At 61.6% G+C, this 18,715-nt stretch carries 17 protein-coding genes; 6 read left to right on the forward strand and 11 right to left on the reverse strand.

The window, feature by feature from the left end:
- Positions 1-54: 54 nt before the first annotated feature.
- Together KIG99_RS15920 and KIG99_RS15925 are read right to left on the reverse strand one after the other, a co-directional pair.
- On the reverse strand, positions 55-1,710 hold the full coding sequence (locus KIG99_RS15920) for a B12-binding domain-containing radical SAM protein (protein WP_226461034.1): 1,656 nt from the start codon (positions 1,708-1,710) through the stop codon (positions 55-57).
- A 70-nt stretch (positions 1,711-1,780) separates the two neighbouring features.
- Positions 1,781-1,999, reverse strand: coding sequence for a hypothetical protein (locus KIG99_RS15925; protein ID WP_226442910.1), 219 nt, complete (start codon positions 1,997-1,999; stop codon positions 1,781-1,783).
- Between the two features lie 214 nt (positions 2,000-2,213).
- Between KIG99_RS15925 and murI the strand changes: the two genes are divergently transcribed.
- Together murI and KIG99_RS15935 are read left to right on the forward strand one after the other, a co-directional pair.
- Positions 2,214-3,002 (forward strand): glutamate racemase, encoded by a 789-nt coding sequence (gene murI / locus KIG99_RS15930; RefSeq protein ID WP_226461035.1) that lies wholly within the window; start codon positions 2,214-2,216, stop codon positions 3,000-3,002.
- 1 nt (position 3,003) lies between these two features.
- Positions 3,004-4,203: a CaiB/BaiF CoA transferase family protein gene (locus KIG99_RS15935; protein WP_226461036.1), complete on the forward strand. Its 1,200-nt coding sequence runs from the start codon at positions 3,004-3,006 to the stop codon at positions 4,201-4,203.
- A gap of 32 nt (positions 4,204-4,235) precedes the next feature.
- On the opposite strand, the gene KIG99_RS15940 is transcribed toward KIG99_RS15935, so the two are convergent.
- Together KIG99_RS15940 and KIG99_RS15945 are read right to left on the reverse strand one after the other, a co-directional pair.
- The gene (locus tag KIG99_RS15940; protein ID WP_226461037.1) at positions 4,236-5,864 is read right to left on the reverse strand and encodes a methyl-accepting chemotaxis protein; all 1,629 of its coding nucleotides are present in this window, start codon (positions 5,862-5,864) and stop codon (positions 4,236-4,238) included.
- 120 nt (positions 5,865-5,984) lie between these two features.
- Complete coding sequence (locus KIG99_RS15945) at positions 5,985-6,683, reverse strand: energy transducer TonB (protein WP_226461038.1); 699 nt, start codon at positions 6,681-6,683, stop codon at positions 5,985-5,987.
- On the opposite strand from KIG99_RS15945, the gene KIG99_RS15950 reads away from it, so the two are divergent.
- Positions 6,652-7,593, forward strand: a complete 942-nt coding sequence (locus KIG99_RS15950) for an ankyrin repeat domain-containing protein (protein WP_226461039.1) — start codon at positions 6,652-6,654, stop codon at positions 7,591-7,593. The genes KIG99_RS15945 and KIG99_RS15950 overlap by 32 nt on opposite strands.
- Here the strand turns inward: KIG99_RS15950 and KIG99_RS15955 are convergent.
- The gene (locus tag KIG99_RS15955; protein WP_226461040.1) at positions 7,587-8,903 is read right to left on the reverse strand and encodes an MFS transporter; all 1,317 of its coding nucleotides are present in this window, start codon (positions 8,901-8,903) and stop codon (positions 7,587-7,589) included. The two genes, KIG99_RS15950 and KIG99_RS15955, sit on opposite strands and share 7 nt — an antisense overlap.
- 122 nt (positions 8,904-9,025) lie before the next feature.
- Between KIG99_RS15955 and KIG99_RS15960 the strand changes: the two genes are divergently transcribed.
- Positions 9,026-9,358, forward strand: a complete 333-nt coding sequence (locus KIG99_RS15960; RefSeq protein WP_226461041.1) for a hypothetical protein — start codon at positions 9,026-9,028, stop codon at positions 9,356-9,358.
- A 78-nt stretch (positions 9,359-9,436) separates the two neighbouring features.
- Here KIG99_RS15960 and KIG99_RS15965 read toward each other — a convergent pair whose 3' ends face one another.
- The 6 genes from KIG99_RS15965 to KIG99_RS15990 form a co-directional block, all read right to left on the reverse strand.
- Entirely contained in the window at positions 9,437-10,045 is a 609-nt protein-coding gene (locus KIG99_RS15965) for a response regulator transcription factor (RefSeq protein WP_226461042.1), read from the reverse strand.
- On the reverse strand, positions 10,038-12,389 hold the full coding sequence (locus tag KIG99_RS15970; RefSeq protein ID WP_226461043.1) for a PAS domain S-box protein: 2,352 nt from the start codon (positions 12,387-12,389) through the stop codon (positions 10,038-10,040). Before KIG99_RS15970 ends, KIG99_RS15965 begins: the two co-directional genes overlap by 8 nt.
- A gap of 122 nt (positions 12,390-12,511) precedes the next feature.
- Positions 12,512-13,237 (reverse strand): LrgB family protein, encoded by a 726-nt coding sequence (locus tag KIG99_RS15975; protein WP_226461044.1) that lies wholly within the window; start codon positions 13,235-13,237, stop codon positions 12,512-12,514.
- Positions 13,234-13,593, reverse strand: a complete 360-nt coding sequence (locus tag KIG99_RS15980) for a CidA/LrgA family protein (RefSeq protein ID WP_226461045.1) — start codon at positions 13,591-13,593, stop codon at positions 13,234-13,236. The genes KIG99_RS15975 and KIG99_RS15980 overlap by 4 nt, the downstream gene beginning before the upstream one ends.
- A 137-nt stretch (positions 13,594-13,730) precedes the next feature.
- A complete protein-coding gene (locus KIG99_RS15985) occupies positions 13,731-15,593 on the reverse strand; it encodes a diguanylate cyclase (protein ID WP_226461046.1) in 1,863 nt (620 codons plus the stop codon).
- A gap of 275 nt (positions 15,594-15,868) precedes the next feature.
- Entirely contained in the window at positions 15,869-16,780 is a 912-nt protein-coding gene (locus KIG99_RS15990) for a LysR family transcriptional regulator (RefSeq protein WP_226461047.1), read from the reverse strand.
- A 111-nt stretch (positions 16,781-16,891) separates the two neighbouring features.
- On the opposite strand from KIG99_RS15990, the gene KIG99_RS15995 reads away from it, so the two are divergent.
- Positions 16,892-17,659, forward strand: coding sequence for an SDR family NAD(P)-dependent oxidoreductase (locus KIG99_RS15995; RefSeq protein ID WP_226461048.1), 768 nt, complete (start codon positions 16,892-16,894; stop codon positions 17,657-17,659).
- A gap of 12 nt (positions 17,660-17,671) precedes the next feature.
- The gene (locus KIG99_RS16000) at positions 17,672-18,667 is read left to right on the forward strand and encodes an aldo/keto reductase (protein ID WP_226461049.1); all 996 of its coding nucleotides are present in this window, start codon (positions 17,672-17,674) and stop codon (positions 18,665-18,667) included.
- Positions 18,668-18,715 lie beyond the last annotated feature (48 nt).

Below are 18,715 nucleotides of genomic sequence, written 5' to 3' on the forward strand. Positions count from 1 at the left end.
ACCCCCGCTTTTTCGGGGGTTTTGTTTTTTTGGGGGCTTGTTTGCAGCGCCCGGTCAGGCAACGAGTAGGCCCGTCCGGTGCAGCTCTTTGCTCAGTTCGTGCTGCTGGCTGGCGATGAAACGGTTGCGCGTATGCAGAAGGTGTTCGAGCAGGCGATCGCAGCGTTCGCCAAGATCGGCCTCGCTCCAGCCCGATGTTCTGCCGAATTCGTGGCCCTGGCACGCATCTTCCAGCAACGTGAACAACAATTGGTTGGCGGCACGAGTGATCGAGCGCAGGTTCGTTTCATAGCGCCGGCTGTGTCGTACGGAAGGAAACAGGCGCCTGATGATGGCCAGCTCGTTCCAGGCCCAGTTGATGTTGGGCGCGAGCGAGCGTTGTCCATGCACCCAGCCGGCCATGCTGGTCAACTCGTGCACTTCCTTGTACAAGCTTTCGATACATGGTTCAAGGAAGTCGTAGTCGGGGTTGCAGATGTCGCCGCGGATGCGTCCTTCCGCTTCAAGGGTTGCTTTGATCGGCGTTCCCTCGTAAGGGATCATGCGGCAGAAAACGGCCGCTGCACTGCCATCGCCAACGATATCCTTGAGAAAACTGATGTTGTCGCGAATGCCGGGCAAGGTACTGGATGGGTCGAAGAGCATGAAGCCGAACTCGAACATCATGCCGATTTGCTTGAGCAGCGCGACTGCCCGCCTGTTCTGTTCGACATCGATTTGCTTGTGGAGCGTCTGCAGGCCGTGTTCGCTGCCTGATTCGAGTCCCATATAGACGAGGTAGAGGCCGGCTGCACGCATTTCCGTGAATAGCGCCGCGTCGACCGCATCGGCGCGGCAGTTGATTTTCCAGGCGATCCGTCCGGCCAGCCCACTTCGCCACAACTCGGCCACGAACTGGCGAGCCCAGCGCTGCCATGCCTTGCCATAGAGGGGAAAGTCGTCATCCTGGAAAAGGAAGATGTTGATTCCCCGGGTGTGGTGCAGGTGGTGCATTTCCTCGACGACATGTACCGGTTGCCGGGTACGTACGACCTTGCCGGGCGCCTGGCGGTAGAAGGTGTGAATGGAGCAGAACGAACAGGTCCGCGCACAGCCGCGGCTGGCAATGAGTGGCATCGCGCGCTGACCGAGGATGGTTTCGGCTTCGTATTCGCGATCTGGATAGGGCAGGCGGTCGAGGTCGGGGAGCAGGGGACGCAGCGGATTCATCCGGACTCTCTCATCTTGTCGGTAGGCGATGCCGTCGATGTTGTGCCAGGGTTGTTGTTTGTCGAGACGGCTGGTCAGTTCGAGCAAGGTCTGTTCGCCCTCGAAACGCACTACGCTGTCTAGGTGGGGGATGTGCTCCAGCGTGAGAGTCGGGTTCAGGCTGGGGAAATGCCCGCCTATCGTGAAGTGGCAGGTCTGGTCATGGTCGCGCAGGCGTTCGGCGAGAGCGGCGAAGCGCGGCAGGTAAAACTGGAAGATCAGCGAGAAGCCGATCAACAGGGGGCGCAGTGCCTGGGCCGCCTGGCACAGGCTGGCGACATCCTGTTCGATATCGAGGATATCGACGCGATACCCGGCCTGGCGCAATGTTGCCGCAAGATAACCCAGACCGAGATTGCCCTGGTTCAGGAAACCGATCAGCAGGACCGGTTGCTGCGTGTGGGCGGAATGCAGGGAGTCTGCCCGGGGAGCCGTCGTGACGGGAAGCGGAAAATTTCGCATCGTTCTCTCCTCGCGAGCGGCGGGATACGCGGCGGGCAGGGGCGCCGTCCGCCGCGTTGTAATGAATTGCCTATTTTTTCCGGTTCAGCACGACGAGTGATTTGTCGAGTGCCTCGAGTTGTGCCTTGAGGACGGTGCGCTGTGCCTCGATCTGCAGGGCGCCGAGTTCACGGATCGCATCCGGGGTGAGATGGTCGATGACCCAGTCGGGGACCGGGTCCCACCACCAACGCGGTCGGAAATGAAAAGTGTCTTGAAGCTGGACGGGAATCTTGCTGGTTGTGGCCATGTTGAATCCTCCTGAATGACACGCTTGAAAATCAAAGCCCATGACAAATGGGTAAACAAACACTAGCACTGCGCTGCAGGTGGGTCAATGACAATGGCAAATCCTCGTGTGTGCCAGGCCGGGCGTGCAGTGGTGACGACAAGCACTTCACGCAGTGCTGGGCTAAACTTGCAATCCGTTTGATAAGGACCGTCCCGGCACGGGCGGCAACAGATTGGAACGTACCCAACCCATCGCTGTTTTTGATTCAGGCCTAGGCGGCCTGACCGTCCTGCGCGCGCTGCGCGGTCGACTGCCGCATGAAGACTATTTCTATTTCGCCGACACCCGCTTCCTGCCCTATGGCGACCGCCCCGAGTCTTTCCTCAAGGAGCGTGGCGTACTGATTGCACGGGCGCTGGAAAAGCGCGGCGCCAAGGCGCTGGTGATTGCCTGCAATACGGCCACGGCGGCGGCAGCCGAGGCGATCCGGGCGGCGATCAAACTGCCGGTGGTGGCGCTGGAGCCGGGCGTCAAGCCGGCGGTGGCACTGACCCGGAGTGGCGTGATCGGCGTTCTGGCGACGACGCGCACTTTGCACAGCGAGCGTTTCCAGCGCCTGGTCGGTAATCATGCTGCCGGCCATCAGGTGTTGGCCCAGGCTTGTCCCGGGCTGGCCGAGGCGATCGAGATGCGCGGCGCGCATAGCCCCGAGGTGGCGGCACTGCTCGACGAGTTCGTGTTGCCGCTGGCGGCAGCCGGGGCCGACGTCGTGGCGCTGGGCTGTACGCATTACCCCTGGGTGGCCGAGGCGATTGCCCGGCGCCTGCCGGCCGGGACGCGCCTGCTCGATACCGGCGAAGCGGTGGCGCGTCAGCTGGAAAGACTGCTTGCTGCCGGCAATCTGCTCGGCGGCGGGGGCGGGCATCTGACGGTTGCGACCAGCGGTGCGCCGGCGTCGGTGGGCGCAACGGTCGACCGTCTGTGGGGGCAACATTTGCCCGTCGAACACTGGGAGCCGTGAAATGAGCGAAATGCAGAAGCCGCTGGCCGGCTTGCGCGTTGTCGAACTTGGTACGCTGATCGCCGGGCCGTTCTGCACGCGCATCATGGCCGAGTTTGGTGCCGAAGTGATCAAGGTCGAGTCGCCCGACGGTGGCGATCCGCTGCGCAAGTGGCGCAAGCTCTACGAAGGCACTTCGCTGTGGTGGTACGTCCAGGCGCGCAACAAGAAGTCGGTCACGGCCAACCTGAAGCATCCGGAGGGGCGCGAGTTCGTGCGCAAGCTGATTGCCGGCGCCGACATCCTGGTCGAGAATTTTCGCCCCGGCGTGCTGGAAAAGCTGGGCCTGGGCTGGGAGCAGCTCAAGGCCGACAATCCGGAGCTGGTCATGGTGCGCCTGTCCGGTTTCGGGCAGACCGGGCCGTACAAGGATCAACCGGGTTTCGGCGCGGTCGGCGAGTCGATGGGCGGCTTGCGTTACATCACCGGTTTTGCCGACCGGCCGCCGGTGCGTACCGGGATTTCGATCGGCGATTCGATTGCTGCGCTGTGGGGCGCCATTGGGGCGCTGATGGCCCTGCGCCACAAGGAAGTCAATGGCGGCGCCGGGCAGGTGGTCGATGTCGCGCTGTACGAGGCGGTGTTCGCGATGATGGAGTCGCTGGTGCCGGAATTCGACGTCTTCGGCTTTGTGCGCGAGCGCACCGGCAACATCATGCCCGGCATCACGCCGTCGAATACGCATACGACGAAGGACGGCAAGCACGTCACCATCGGCGCCAATGGCGATGCGATCTTCAAGCGTTTCATGCGCGCGATCGGCCGTCCCGATCTGGCCGATGATCCCGACCTGGCCGACAATGCCGGGCGCGATGCGCGGCGTGACGAGATTTATGGGCTGATCGACGCCTGGTGCGTACAGCGCGACGAGCCCGATGTGCTGGCGACTCTTGCTGCTGCCGAGGTGCCGTCGTCGCGGGTCTATTCAGCGGTCGACATGTTTGCCGACCCGCAATTCCTCGCCCGCCAGATGCTGGAGTCGGCCCGCCTGCCGGATGGCAAGGAGTTCCGCATGCCCGGCATCGTGCCCAAGCTGTCTGCTACGCCGGGCTCAACCGAGTGGCTGGGGCCGGAGCTGGGCGCACACACGGCTGAGGTCCTTGCCGCGCTGGGTTATGCACCCGGGAAAATTGCCGAGCTGAAAGCAAATGGGGCGGTTTGAGCCGCCCCATTGCTGTTGACCGTCAAGGCGCCTTACACCCGGAAGCGTCCGATCAGCTGTTTCAGGCTGTTGGCAATGCCCTGTAGCTGATGCGCCGTGGCGGCCGTGCCGCGGATGGTGTCGGTGGTTTCTTCGACCATGTTGGCGATCTGCTCGACGCGTTGTGCAATCGAGGTGCTGGCTGCACTTTGTTCCTGCGTCGCATCGGCCACTTCACCCACCCGCTCCAGCGTGCGGCGGGCACCCATCTCGATCGCCTGCAGCGACTCGGAGGCGGAGCTGGCGAGCAGTACGCCTTCCTGGACTTCCGGCAGGGCTGAACTCATGGCTTCGACGGCGCCAACGGTATCGCTCTGGATGCCGATGATCATCTGCTCGATCTCGGTCGTTGCCGACGAGGTTCGTTCGGCGAGCTTGCGGACTTCGTCAGCGACCACGGCAAAGCCGCGCCCCTGTTCGCCGGCGCGGGCGGCTTCGATGGCGGCATTCAGGGCGAGCAGGTTGGTCTGGCCGGCGATGTCCTTGATCACGTTGGCAATCGACGACACCTGCTTGGCGCGCTCTTCCAGGGCACGAATGCGGCCGGAGGCATCGGATACCGTGTCGGAAATCTTCTGGATTGCCTGCGAGGCTTGTTGCACCCGCTCTGTCCCCTGGCCGGAAAGGGTGACTGCCTCCGTCGTATTACGAGCGGTTTCGCGGGCACTGTCGGAGATGTGATTGGAACTGACAGTCAGCTCCTCGATTGCGGCGGCCATTGCCGATGTCGCGTCCGACTGCTGTTCGGCGGCACGCGCCACCTCGTCCGAGGCGCTGGCAATTTCTTCAGCATTGTTGACCAGGCGGTTGGCATCATTGTTGATCTCGGTTACCAGTTGGCGTAGCGAGGTCACCATGTCACCCAGGGCGCGCAACAGGCTGCCGGCCGGGGCCGAGTCCAGACTGGCGGTCAGGTCGCCACCGGAAACGCGCTGCATGACGGCGGTGGCATCCTGTGGTTCGCCACCCAACTGGCGCAATACGCTGGCGCCGACCTGCCAGCCGACCAGTCCGAGCAGGACGAGCAGGGCAGCGGAGATGGCGCCGAGCAGAACGGCATTGCTTCGGTATTCACTATCGACGTCGTCAATATAAATGCCGGTGCCCAGCACCCAGTTCCAAGGGGTAAACAGTGCAGCATAGGACATCTTGGGCTCGGCTTTCTGCTGCCCCGGCTTGGGGAACCAATATTCGACAAAGCCGCCGCCAGCTTTGGCGGCACTGACCAGGTCCTGAATCAGGAATTTGCCGTTGGCATCCTTCATGTCGCTTTTGTCCAGGCCTTCGAATTCCGGCTTGGTGGGGAAGAGGACATATTTGTGCGAGGTATCGACGATGAAAATGTAATCGCCGTTGCCGTAGCGCAAGTCCCGCAGAGTTTCCTTGGCGGCCTTCTTGGCATCTTCTTCCGTCATCTTGCCCTCGACTGCCAGCTTTTGATAATGAGCCAGGGTTCCGATGCCGATTTCGACCAGATTGCGGGTCTTTTGCTTGCGGTCTTCGAGCATGCTCGACTTGACCTGAAAAAGAGCGGTGAAACAAAGTATCAGCAAACCGGCCAGAGCCAGTCCAACCAGAATCCGAATGCGTGTCGCAACGCGCAAAGAGCCAAAGGCATTCATGGTGTTTCCCCCCAGAACTGCTGCATCGATAATTTTTTGACTGCATCAGCAAATGCCGATTCTGATCAAAATCATACACGTCTGAAGTACTAGTAATCCAGTATTGGTCAGGCCAATTTTCTATTTCAGTCTGAAGCGAACCGGTAACAAGGTTTCGCGTGGTGCATCGGCCGGCAGCGAGTGCAGCGAGCGTACCGCTCGCAAGGCAGCAGCATCGAGAATTGCCTGGCCACTCCCTTGTTCAACCCGCGCTGCACTGACCTGGCCCTGTTCATCCAGCAGCATCAAAACCACCACCTCGCCTTCTATCCCGCGCGCGATTGCTTCCGCGGGATAGAAAAGGCCGTCTTCAAGTTGTTTGCTGAATTGTCTGCGAACTTCTTGCGTCCATGTTTTTGTTGATTTTATTGTATCTGATGTTTTTTGGGGTGGCGTTTTTTCTTTTTGTGCAACAGGCGGGGTGTTGTGCTTTTTTTCCAGTTCGAGCGGAGCCGCGCTTGCAACGTGTGCCGCGGGGCGCAGTGCCGCCTGGATTGGTGGCGTCGGGGCTGTGGTGGGTGGTGTCCGGACGAGACCGCCGACAAAAGGCGAAATGTGCAACAGCAGCGACAGGGCCAACGCCAGGGCAAGCCGGAAAGTGGTCCGGGTCATGCGAAAATGCGGCCTGGCCGGTGAGGAAGGTAATTTGATGAAGCAGACAATGGTGCGGGCAGTCAGAAGTAATCTGCTGGCTATGATAATCGCGATGAGCCCGGTTTTTCCGGCAATGGCACAGCAGGCAAGCACATTGCCGACACCGATCGCCTTTACCAATAACATGGAACTGGGTGATCTGGCTCAGGCGCAGCGCTGGCTGGATGCCGGGCTGCCCCCCGACTTCATGGGCAGTCGGGTTGGTTCCGGCCTGATGATCGGTGCCTGGGAAGGCAATTTCGAGTTGATGCGCCTGTTCCTCGCCAATGGCGCCGATATCAATCGGCTGAACGACAATGGCGAGTCGGCGCTGGTTCTTGCCGCCTGGCGGGGCAAGCTGGACGTGGTGAAATGGCTGCTCGAACGTGGCGCGCGCATCAATGCGCCGCAGCGGCAGTGGTCGGCGCTGCATTACGCGGTGTTTTCCGGCCACACCGAACTCGCCGATTACCTGATCGAGAATGGCGCCGACATTGATGCCAAAAGCACCAACGGTTCGAGCGTCCTGATGATGGCGATTTACGAAGGGCGCGAAAGCCTGGCCCGCAAGCTGATCGAAAAGGGGGCAGACCGTTCGCCGCGCAACGACTGGGGCGATGGGGCCCTGGAATGGGCGATGCGCTTCAATCACCTGAATGTGGCGCGCATGCTGACCAATCCCGAAGAATTCAATATCGCCGTCAGCCAGCCGAAAGAGAAATGGGGCGAGCCCAAGCGTTCGCTGCGGACATCGAAAGAACTCGATACGCTGGTTTCGATGCGCGAAAAACTGGTCGAGCGCGGCATGTCGACCGAAACCATAGACCGGCGTATTGCCGCCGAGCGGGTGCGTATCGTGCGCAGCGAACTGGACCGCCAGGCACCGCCGGTGCGCGCGGCTACGCTAGAGGTAACGGCCAGCCGCAAACAGCCGCAACAGCAATCGACGCAGTTGATCTACGACGACAAGGGTAAAGCCGTGGGTTTCAAGGCGCCGCCGGCAACCTATTTTGGTACGCCGAAAATGCCGCCCAAGGGGAATGTCAGGAATTACTGATCGAGTGGCTGGTTTCTAACCTCGGGCAGGAACAGCAGCCCGATGATGCTGGCCAGGATGAGCAGGCCGGTGGGGTACCACAGGCCGGCCAGCGGGTTGGCGAAATGCACGCTGAGCCAGGTCACCATGAGCGGCGACATGCCGCCGATCCAGCCGGCCGACAGGTTGTGTGGCAGTGCGACGGCGGTGTAGCGGGTGCGCGCCGGGAAGAGTTCGGGCAGGGTCGCCGTCTGCGGCCCGGTGATGCAGGCCAGGGGGACGACGAGGACAAGCAGGAGCAGTGTGATCATGGTGCTGTCCGGGGTCGGTAGGCTGCCGTAGTACAGCAAGCCCTGGAATACAGGGAAGATGGCCATGGCGCCGCTGATCAGGCCAGTCAGCAGCACCGGGCGGCGGCCAATGCGGTCGGAAAGCCAGCCGCAGAACAGGGTGGCCGGGAAGAGTGCCAGGGTGGCAATCATTACCAAACTGCTGGCCTGGGCGCCGGGCAGCTTGACGATGGTTTTCAGGAAGACCGTGGTGTACACCTGGGCCGAGAAGAAAATCAGCGAACCGCCGGCCGAAATGCAGAAAAACAGCAAGGCCATGCGGCCGAGCGTATGGCGATCGCGGAAACATTCGCGCAACGGTGTCTTGGCCAGTCCGTTTTTCTCGCGCAGATGCCGGAAGACCGGCGATTCGTGCAGGTTGAGGCGGCTCTTGATCGAGATGGCAAGCAGCAGCGCCGAGAGCAGGAAGGGAATGCGCCAGCCCCAGGTTTTGAAGTCGGCGTCGCTGAGAAAGTGTTGCAGCACGACGATCTGCAGCGTCGAGGCCATCATGCCCAGCGGCCCCATCAGTTGCAATACGCTGGTGTAGAGGCCGCGCCGGCCTTCTGGCGCATGTTCGGTGAGATAGACGGCAGCGCCGCCGATTTCGCCACCGACTGACAATCCTTGCAGCATGCGCAGGATGAGGAGCAGCGCTGGCGCGAGCAGGCCGATCTGTTCGTATGTTGGCAACAGTCCGACAAGGATGGTCGACAGGCCCATGAGGACAATGGTGGCGAGGAAAATGGTGCGCCGTCCGTGGCGGTCGCCGAGCGAACCGAACAGCGCGGCGCCAAGCGGGCGGACGATCATGCCGATGCCGAAAGTGGCGAGACTGGCCAGCAGCGCCGCGACGGGGTCGTCGGAGGGAAAGAAAAGGACGCTGAAATAGGTTGCCAGCGAGGCAAAGGTCAGGAAGTCATACCATTCGAGAAAGGTGCCAAAGCAGGCGGCAATGACCACTTTTTTCTGGATCGTTTGCGGTGTTTCGCTTGGGGTCATGGGGCTGGTGGTGAACGGTATGCAGGAAAGCCAGAGATTATCGCCCGCTTCGGCCTTTGGTCCAATTGCAAAGCAGACGAAGCTGATGCAGACTGCGAAAATCATTATGTGGAGGGGTAGGCATGCTTTATGTGGCCAGGGACGGCAAAGGACTAATTTGCGAATTGCATCCGATGCCGGTCGGCAATGCTCAGGAGGAATTGACTGCGGATAATCCGGAGGTTCTGCAGTTCATTCACGAGCGTTGGCGGGAAAGCCAGCTCACCGAGCTTGACCGCGACTTCGTGCGCGTCATCGAGGATACGATCGAGTTGCTGATTTCCAAGGAAATCATCCTGTTCACCGATCTGCCGCCCAAGGTCCAGGAAAAGCTGCTGCGCCGCAAGGAAGTGCGCGAGTTGACCAACTACGAAGGCACCATGGGTTCCGGTGGGGATGACCTGATTCCCCTCTGAGTTGTTGCCCGGTTCTGCCCGAAAAAATGCCGCTTCACGAAGCGGCATTTTTTTATCGGTCGACCAGCATTTTTCGGCCTATTTCAGGCTCATCACCGCCTTGACCAGTTCGGCCAGGGTGCGCACCCCCATTTTTTCCATGACGCGGGCGCGGTGGGCTTCTACGGTCTTCATGCTGATGCTGAGCTGGTCGGCGATCTGCTTGTTCAGTTTGCCGGCGACGACCAGTTGCATGACTTCCTTTTCGCGCAGGGTCAGCTGTTCGAGACGATGGGTGATGGCGCCGTCGCGGTGGCGACGGGCGGCGAGTTCGGCATCGAGTTCGAGGGCGCGGCGGATGCGCGACAGCAGGTCTTCGTTGTGGAAGGGCTTTTCGATGAAATCGCAGGCGCCGCGTTGCAGGGCGCCAACTGCCATGGGCACGTCGCCGTGGCCGGTGACGAAGATGATCGGCAGTTGCGAGCCGAGCGCATCGAGTTTTTCATGCAGTTCGAGGCCGCTCATTTCCGGCATGCGCACGTCGAGCACGATGCAGCCCGACATGTCGTCGCGGCGGGCGGAGAGAAAGCTCTCGCCGGAGTCGAAGCAGGCGACGCGGTAGCCTTCGCCCTCGAGCAGCCAGTTCATCGAGTCGCGCATGGCCTCGTCGTCATCGACGACGTAGATGGTTTGCGTCAGCTCACTCATTTTCTTCCTCTATCGGTACGGTGAAACGGAACACGGTGCCGCCCTCGCGCTGCGGTTCAACCCACAGCCGCCCCTGGTGAAACTCGATGATCGAGCGGCAGATCGCCAGCCCGATGCCCATGCCTTCCGCCTTGGTTGTGTAGAAGGGCGCGAAGATCTTTTCGATGTCTTCCTCGGCCAGTCCGTGACCCTGGTCGCGCACGGCGATTTCGAGCATTCTTTCGTCGGCGAGGCAGGCCTTGATGAACAGCCGGCGCCGGTCGAAGGGAATGTCGTGCATGGCTTCAATACCGTTTTTCACCAGGTTGAGCAGCACCTGTTCGATCATGATGCGGTCGACGACGATGCGCGGCAAGTTTTCCGGCAATTCGACGCTGATTTGCGTGCCGGTTCGCTGCGCCTCGATGTCGGCAAAGGCGCGTGCTTCGTCCACGATGTCGGCGAGTGCCACCGGTTGCCGGTTGGGATCACTCTTCTTCACCATGTCGCGCATGCGGCGGATGATCTTGCCGGCGCGCTCGGCCTGGTCGGAGGCTTTCTGCATCGCGGCGAGCAGGTCTTCGAAGCGGTAGTTGCCGGCCTGCATGCGCTTGACGCAGCCGGCACAGTAATTGGCAATGGCCGACAATGGCTGGTTCAGTTCATGTGCCAGCGACGAGGCCATCTCGCCCATGGTGATCAGGCGCGAGGTCTGTTCGAGGCGCTTTTGCTGCTGCAGATTGACTTCGTCGATCAGTTTGCGGTCGGTGATGTCGGCGGCGATCTGGACGCGCACGGTGCGTCCGTCCACCCAGCGGATGGCGCGTTCGTGCAGGTGATACCAGTGGCCGGACAAGGCGTGCTGGATTTCGCCATCGAAAATCTCGCAGGGCAGTTCGTCGACCGACAGTTCGGTCGGGTCGGCATGCAGGGCTTCCGGCGGTGGCCGGCAGGCGGCGGTGACCAGCGCCGAATCGCGGCCGACCGTGTCGAAGCCGAAAATGTTCTGGAAGGCGCGGTTGGCGAACAGGATTTCGCCGCTATCGACCGCCGCCACATGCACCGCCGTGTCGAGACCGTCGATGACGGTGACGAAGCGCTCATGTGCCCGCTCCAGCTCGACGCGCACGCGCTTCGGTTCGGTGATGTCGTTCATCGACGCCATCCAGCCGATCTGCTGGCCGTTGGTGTCGATCAGCGGCGAGAAGTACAGGCGGACGTCGAAACGCTCGCCGTTCTTGCGCATGATGCGCATCTCGAAGCCACTGGCTGGCGCCTGGCCTGCCAGGGCGGTATCGATGTTGTGCTGCAGGCGGTCGAACTCTTCGGGCGGCCAGTAGGGGTAGGGCGGGGCAATGCCGACCAGTTCGGCTTCGTCGAAGCCGGTCATGCGGCAGAACGCCGCGTTGACGAAGGTGATGCGTCCCGACAGGTCGATGGCGCGCATGCCGGTGATCAGCGATTGCGACATGGCCTGGCGGAAGGCGTAGGCATCGCGCAGCTTTTCTTCCGTCTCGGCGCGGCGTTGGGCATGTCGGCGCAGCTGGACCAGGGTGCCGGCAGCGATCAGGGTCAGGATGACGATCAGGGCCGCGGGCAGGACAGGCAGCCAGGCGCCGCCGCCGCGATAGGCGACGATGTTGAGGCCAAGGCGGTTGCCCGGCAGGTCGAGGCTGATCGTGCCCGAGATCTGGCGGTCGGTCGGCTTGATCGAGGAGTTGCTGAAAACCTCGCGATTCTGCGCATCGACCACGCTCAGGCTGTAACGGGCGGTGAACACCGTGGGCAAGGTGGCGCGCAGCAGGGTTTCCAGCGACTGCAGTGCGACGAAGGCTCCGATGTCGCTGCTGCTGCGCTGCACCGGCTGGATCAGGTCGTTGCTGTGTTGCTGGTAGGCATCGGTATAGTCGGGCGAAAAGATCGTGCGGCGCACGCGCAGGGCTTCCTGCAGGGTGGCCAGGCGCTGCCCGGTCAGTTGTTCGCCGACGAAGGTGACGTTCGACTCGTTGGGCGACACCCATTCCACCTTGCCGTCGGTATCGACCCAGACGATGGCGAGGATTTCCGGGTTTTCCTGGACGTAGCGCGTGGCGCGAACCTGGAAGGATTCGTAGGTGAGCTGCTTGAACTCCTGTTCGCGGCCAAGTTCGCCGAGAAAGTCCTGGTGCGCGTGCAGGCGGCTTTCGATGGTGCGCTCGGCCCAGTGCATGTCGCCTTCGAGCGCCGAGCGGGCTGTATCCTGTTCCCGCCATTGGAGCAGGGCGGTGAGAACGAGCATGGCGACGGCAAAAATGCCGATCGCGACGTAGGGGGCGAACCACAGCCAGGGTTGTTTCGGCTGGCTGGGTGGAGGTCGTATGAACATGGTCTGATTCTTCGCTGCGCCTGCCTTGCCGACCATAGGTACTTACCCTAACTGGACAGGGCGGCAAAAACAGGCGGCCGGCGTTTTTGTGCTTTACCGGCGGTCGACCGCCGGGAAAAGCATCAAACGGCGCCCAGCCAGGGTGCGATGAAGGGCAGCAACAGCGCGGTCAGCGCACCGTTCAGGCCCATCGCCAGCGCCGCAAAGGCGCCGCTCTGCTCATTGACCTGGAAGGCGCGGGCTGTGCCGATGCCGTGCGAGGCGATGCCGATCGCGAAGCCGCGGATGGCCGGGTCGCGCAGCTTCATCGCATCGAACACGTAACGGGCGCCCACCGCGCCGATGATGCCGGTGACGATGACCAGCACGGCGGTCAATGACGGAATGCCGCCGATGCGCTCGGCGATGCCCATGGCGATCGGCGTCGTCACCGACTTGGGCGCGAGCGACAGCTGCGTCGGCAGGCTGGCACCAAGCAGGCGGCCGATCGCGACGGCCGAGAGGATGGCGGTCAGGCTGCCGGCGAGCAGTCCGGCGACGACCGGCAACAGCATCGCGCGTACGCGGCGGAACTGCGTGTAGAGGGGAATGGCGAGCGCCACGGTGGCCGGGCCGAGCAGGAAATGCACGAACTGGGCACCAGAAAAGTAGGTCTGGTAACTCGTACCGGTCAACGTCAATAAAAGCACCAAAATGCTCACCGCGATCAGCACCGGATTGGCCAGCGGATGGCTGCCCGAGCGCCGGTAGAGCCAGAAAGCAGCCTGGTAGGCGAGCAGGGTCACGGTCAGGCCGAGCAGCGGCGAGGCGGCGAGATAGACCCAGATTTCGTTGAGACGCGGCGTCATGCGCTTTCCCCATCGGCTTTCGCCGGGCGCTGACAGAGCTTCATGACCAGAGCGGTGACGACCAGCGTCGCCAGCGTGCTGAACAGCAGCGACACGAGCAGGGCCGGCCATTCGTCGGCAATGCGGTGCATGTGCAGCATGACGCCGGTGCCGGCCGGCACGAAGAGCAGCGACAGGTGTTGCAGCAGGTTCTGGCTGGTGGTCTGCAACTCGTGGCCGGGGCCATCGCGCAGCAACAGCGAGATGAAGAGCAGCAGCATGCCAAGCACCGGGCCGGGCACGGGTAGATCCAGACCACGGGCGATCACTTCGCCGGCGAGCTGGAAGATCAATAGTTGGGTGAGGGCGGCGAGCATGCGGCAATCCTTCGTTGGCAAGGATTGCAGTGTATTTGCTCTTTCCGGTCAGTAATAGCCGGCGATTCGTCTATTTATTATTGACTGGAGGTATCGACCGGCAATTTGCCCTTTTTTTGCCGGTCGACCGCTACGGCTCAATATTCCTTGGTGTCCGACCACATTTCCGGGTTGAAGCGGATCACCCGGTTGCGGCCCTGTTCCTTGGCCTGGTAGAGCGCCACGTCGGCGAACTTGACGGCCTGCCAGAAGGTATCGCTGTCGGTCGGGAAGTCGGAAATGCCGATCGAGATGGTCTTTTGCAACACGATCCCCGACACCTGTACCTTGAGCGCTTCGACAGCCGCCCGGATATTCTCGGCAACGCGTTCGGCGGCGGTGCTTTCGCTATCGACCAGAATGATCAGGAACTCTTCGCCGCCGTAACGGATGACCAGGTCGGAGGCGCGCACCGACTGCTTGAGCACATTCGAGAGCGACTTCAGTACGGCATCGCCGGCATCGTGGCCGTAGGTGTCGTTGACCATCTTGAAGTAGTCGAGATCGAGCATCAGGATGGCGACGTGGGTGCGCTTGCGCTGCACGCTGGCGACCAGGGTTTCGACGTATTCCTCGAGGAAGCGGCGGTTGTTGAGGCCGGTCATCGGGTCGCGCAGGGTCGAGTCGCGCAGGCTTTCCATCAGGCGCTTGGTTTCCAGCACCGGCGCGGTTTCGCGCAGATAGACGTTGATATAGGGCACCTGCGCCAGGAGCTTTTCCTGCTCGCCCGGCGTCGTCAGCAACTGGACGACGCTGCCCACCGAACCTGACTGGATGATCGGGAAGCAGACATGGCGGCGTTCGCCGAGTTCGGCCGGCGGCCGGAAGGAGTAGCAGATATCCGGATTGCTGATGCCATCGACGATATGGCCGGTACGGCGGACGCGGCAGGCTTCCGGGCGGATCATGATTTCCGGGTCGCACCAGCGGCAGGTGTCGGCCATCGCGCCATCGACCATGATGCTGCGCATCTGTTTCTTGTTGCTGCTGACTTCGTAAAGCGAGAATTCGTGCAGCGCGAACTCCTGTTGCAGCGTGGTCGACAAGCGCTGGTAAATCTCGACCTTGACTTCGTCTTCCTCGATCGCCTGCTTGAAGTGCGCGGCCTTGGTCAGGCCTTCGACCATGTCGATGGTTGCGGTCAGCAGGTTTTCACCGGCGGCCGGTGTGCGGTCGGTGAGGCGGGCGACATTGCTGCCGATCCGGTTCAGGCCGTCGTCAAGGAAGGTCAGCAGACGGTTCATGTCGGTCGCGATCTGGCCGATCTCGTCGTTGGTCTTTTTCTCGACATGCACCTTGAAGTCGCCACGCAGCGCATGCTGCACGGCATCCTCGACGGCGTTGGCGGTGTCGGAAATCGGGCGCAGCAGGCGGCGCAGCAGGACGATGACGAGCAGTACGAAGAAAGCGACGGCACCGGCAATGCCGGCCACCGTGAACAGGGCCTTCTGGCGCAATCCGTCGATCGACATGGTCATGCTGACAGCACCCAGCACCGCACCTTCCTCGACCTGATGGCACTGCAGGCAATTGGGTGTGCCGCTGGCGGAGGCAATGTAGGGAATCGTGCCGCGAAACACGGTTTCTTCACCGGTATCGATGACTTCGAATCGCGGTTTGCCTTCCCTGAGCACCTGGCGCTCGCTGTCATCCGCCACCGATTCGACGCTCAAGCCCTTGCCGAACTGCTTTTCGACTTCGGGTGAGCGGATGACCCGGGCCGATTTCAGCCCCTGGACTTCCAGCATGCGCTTAAGGAAGCTTTCGCGCTTGTCGATGACCCCGTTGATCATCGACTCGGTCAGATGCACGCGCACGATTTCGCCAGCCGTACGGATATGATCGGTTGCCGAGGCAATCGAAAAACTGCGAAAAGCGTAGAGACTGATGGCCACCAGCACGGCCAGCAAGGCTGCGGCGATGCTGATGAAAAAGAGGGTGACCTTGGCGTTCAGATTCACGGGATTGCTCTCCGGAAACACTGTTTTTGAAGAGCGCCATTATGTCCGATCGGCTTTGCCCGGACCAAGCTAATGTGCTGAAAACAAAGGCTAGATAGCGGATCATTTGACCAAGGTCAAATCCCTTTTCGGGGTAATCGAGGCTTTCTTGCAGTGCATTACCTGTTTTTTGGTATTTTTCGCTTGGTCGTGGCGATTTGCTATCTGTGTCGCGAATATTCCTCGGGCCCATGGATGTCTACCCTTGCCGTCGTAGGGCGAGGGGGCGGAATGGATCAAGGGACTGAGCGGGCAGGGGCAGAGCGATCTTGCAGCATCTCGACAAAGGCTTTCAAGCCGGCCGGCATCAGCTTGCGGCTCGGGTAGTACAGGTAAAAGCCGGGAATTTCCGGGCACCAGTCGTCAAGCACTGTTTTCAGCCGGCCGTCGGCTAGCGGCACCGCCGCATACTGGGCATAAACATAGGCCAGCCCGAGGCCTTGTTCTGCGGCCGCGATCATCAGCGGCATTTGGCCGACGGCAACCGGCCCGTCGACCTCGATTTCAAACTGCTCGCTGCCGCGGGCGAATTCCCAGCGATAAAAACTGCCGTTGGGGAAACGGATGCGTATGCAGCGGTGCTGAGGTAATTCACGCGGGCAAACGGGTGTGCCGTGCGCCGCCAGATAATCGGGTGAGGCAACCACGACAAAACGCTGGGCCGGGCCGAGCGGTACGGCGACCATATCCTGCTGCAGACTTTCGCCGAAGCGAACGCCCGCATCGAAGCCGGTGGCGACGATATCGACGAAGGCATCCTCAGCCACCAATTCGATGCGCATGCCGGGGTTGGCCTCCAGAAAGCGTCCGAGCATCGGCGCCAGGACCAGCTCGCAAGCAGCGCGCGGCGCGTTGATGCGCAGCGTGCCGAGTGGCGAGTCGCGAAAGGCATTGACTTCGTCCAGCGCGCCGTGGATGTCCTGCAGGGCCGGCGAGAGGCGGTCGAGCAGGCGCTCGCCGGCCTCGGTCGGCGCCACGCTGCGCGTTGTCCGGTTGAGCAGGCGGACGCCGAGTCGGGCCTCCAGACTGCGCAAGGCATGGCTGAGGGCCGACGGTGAAACGCCGAGTTCGGTGGCCGCCTTGCGAAAGCTGCGCAAGCGGGCCACGGCGGCAAATGACTGGAGATCGGCAAGGCTGGCGGGGGTCATGATTGATGAGAATAGCTCAATAGCTCATCAAACAGTATGCGGATTGTTGCACGGTTGGCCCGGGAGTAGGCTGCTTTCTGTCATATCCCCAACCCTGCAACGGAGAACAACATGCAAAATATTCTGGCCGACCTGTCGGGCAAAACCATCCTCGTCACTGGCGCTTCGTCCGGCATCGGCGCCGCCACCGCCCTGGCGCTTGGTCGGGCCGGGGCCAAGGTGGCGCTGGCCGCCCGCCGTCTGGATGCGCTTGAAAACCTGGTGATGCAGATTCGTGCTGCCGGTGGCGACGCCATCGCCATCCGGACTGATGTCACTGTCGAAGCCGATATCCAGAATGCCGTGGCGACGACCGTCGCCCACTTTGGTAGGCTGGACGGCGCCTTCAACAACGCCGGTGTACTTGGCAAGGTGGCGCCCATCCATGAATTGACCAGCGCCGATTTCGCCGAAGTCATGCAGGCGAACGTATATGGCGTGTTCTGGGCGCTCAAGTACGAAATGGCAGCGATGCTGAAAACCGGCGGCGGGTCCATCGTCAATACCGCCTCCGTCGTCGCCCAGATCGGCTTCGCCAATTTTTCGCCATACACGGCCAGCAAGCACGCCGTCCTTGGGCTGACCCGCAGTGCGGCGCTCGAAGGTTTCCAGCAGGGCATCCGGGTCAACGCGGTCAATCCCGGCCCGATCGTTACGCCGATGGCCGAAATCGGTTTCGGTGGTCTGGATAATCTGGAAGCCTCGCTCAAGACCAGCCCGGCCGGGCGTCCCGGTCAGCCCGAGGAAATCGCCAACCCCGTGCTCTTCTTGCTCTCTTCGGCGGCCAGCTATATCAACGGTCAGGGCTTCGCCATCGACGGCGGCTATACGGTTCAGTAAAGGGCCATCAACATGCAAACACGTCTTCTTGGTCTGCAACAGCAGCCGGTCTCCGCCATCGGCCTTGGCTGCATGGGGATGAGCGAGTTCTATGGGGCCAGCGATGACCGGCAGTCGCTGGCGACGCTGGCGCGCGCCCTTGAACTCGGTATCAACTTTTTTGACACTGCCGACACCTACGGTTTCGGTCACAACGAAAGCCTGATTGGCCGGTTTCTCAAGAAGGGTGGTCCGGCGCGCCGGCAGCAGGTGGTGATTGCCAGCAAGTTCGGCATTGTCCGCGAGCAGGGCAAGTACGAACGGCGCATCGACAACAGCCCGGCCTACATCCGGCAAGCCTGCGAGGCCTCGCTGCAACGTCTCGGCGTCGAGCAGATCGACCTCTATTACTGCCATCGCCGCAACCCGGAAGTGCCGATTGAGGAAACGGTGGGTGCCATGGCCCAGTTGGTCGCGGCCGGGAAAGTCTGCCAGATCGGCCTTTCCGAAGTCTCGGCCAGGACGCTGCGGCAAGCCAGCGCAGTGCATCCTATTGCCGCCGTGCAAAGCGAATATTCCTTATGGACGCGCGAACCCGAGCGCGACATGCTAGCCACCTGCGCCGAGCTGGGCACGACTTTTGTCGCTTACAGCCCGCTTGGTCGTGCTTTTCTGACCGGTACGGTCAAGCCGGAGGAACTGGCCGACAATGATTTCCGCAAAAGCAATCCGCGTTTTCAGGGCGAAGCCGAACATGCCAACCGGCTGCTTGTTGAACAACTTGCTGCCTTCGCCTCGGCGCGTGGCCTGAGCAATGCCCAGGTCGCCCTGGCATGGCTTCTCTCCAAACACTCCCACGTCATCCCCATTCCAGGCACAAGGCGTATCGCCTACCTCGAACAAAATGCAGCTGCCGCCAACCTGACTTTGAGCTCGTCGGAAATCGCCGGGCTTGATCTGCTTTTCGATCCGCTACAGGTCGCCGGCCAGCGTTATCCGGATGCCGGTATGGTGGGGCTTGAATCATAGGAAGCGGCTCGGTTTACTCTCACCAAGTCGCGAACGGAGTTGGCTTTT

Source organism: Quatrionicoccus australiensis, assembly GCF_020510425.1.
GTDB classification, from domain to species: domain Bacteria; phylum Pseudomonadota; class Gammaproteobacteria; order Burkholderiales; family Rhodocyclaceae; genus Azonexus; species Azonexus australiensis_A.

Bases quoted from the DNA above. Each gene is read 5' to 3' on its own strand.
- KIG99_RS15925 (WP_226442910.1), bottom strand. From the start codon at position 1,999: ATGGCCACAACCAGCAAGATTCCCGTCCAGCTTCAAGACACTTTTCAT.
- KIG99_RS15980 (WP_226461045.1), bottom strand. From the start codon at position 13,593: ATGCTCGCCGCCCTCACCCAACTATTGATCTTCCAGCTCGCCGGCGAA.
- KIG99_RS16000 (WP_226461049.1), top strand. From the start codon at position 17,672: ATGCAAACACGTCTTCTTGGTCTGCAACAGCAGCCGGTCTCCGCCATC.
- KIG99_RS15970 (WP_226461043.1), bottom strand. From the start codon at position 12,389: ATGTTCATACGACCTCCACCCAGCCAGCCGAAACAACCCTGGCTGTGG.
- KIG99_RS15940 (WP_226461037.1), bottom strand. From the start codon at position 5,864: ATGAATGCCTTTGGCTCTTTGCGCGTTGCGACACGCATTCGGATTCTG.
- KIG99_RS15960 (WP_226461041.1), top strand. From the start codon at position 9,026: ATGCTTTATGTGGCCAGGGACGGCAAAGGACTAATTTGCGAATTGCAT.
- KIG99_RS15995 (WP_226461048.1), top strand. From the start codon at position 16,892: ATGCAAAATATTCTGGCCGACCTGTCGGGCAAAACCATCCTCGTCACT.
- KIG99_RS15990 (WP_226461047.1), bottom strand. From the start codon at position 16,780: ATGACCCCCGCCAGCCTTGCCGATCTCCAGTCATTTGCCGCCGTGGCC.
- KIG99_RS15920 (WP_226461034.1), bottom strand. From the start codon at position 1,710: ATGCGAAATTTTCCGCTTCCCGTCACGACGGCTCCCCGGGCAGACTCC.
- KIG99_RS15945 (WP_226461038.1), bottom strand. From the start codon at position 6,683: ATGTTATTGGTAAAGGCGATCGGTGTCGGCAATGTGCTTGCCTGCTGT.
- KIG99_RS15935 (WP_226461036.1), top strand. From the start codon at position 3,004: ATGAGCGAAATGCAGAAGCCGCTGGCCGGCTTGCGCGTTGTCGAACTT.
- KIG99_RS15965 (WP_226461042.1), bottom strand. From the start codon at position 10,045: ATGAGTGAGCTGACGCAAACCATCTACGTCGTCGATGACGACGAGGCC.
- KIG99_RS15955 (WP_226461040.1), bottom strand. From the start codon at position 8,903: ATGACCCCAAGCGAAACACCGCAAACGATCCAGAAAAAAGTGGTCATT.
- KIG99_RS15975 (WP_226461044.1), bottom strand. From the start codon at position 13,237: ATGACGCCGCGTCTCAACGAAATCTGGGTCTATCTCGCCGCCTCGCCG.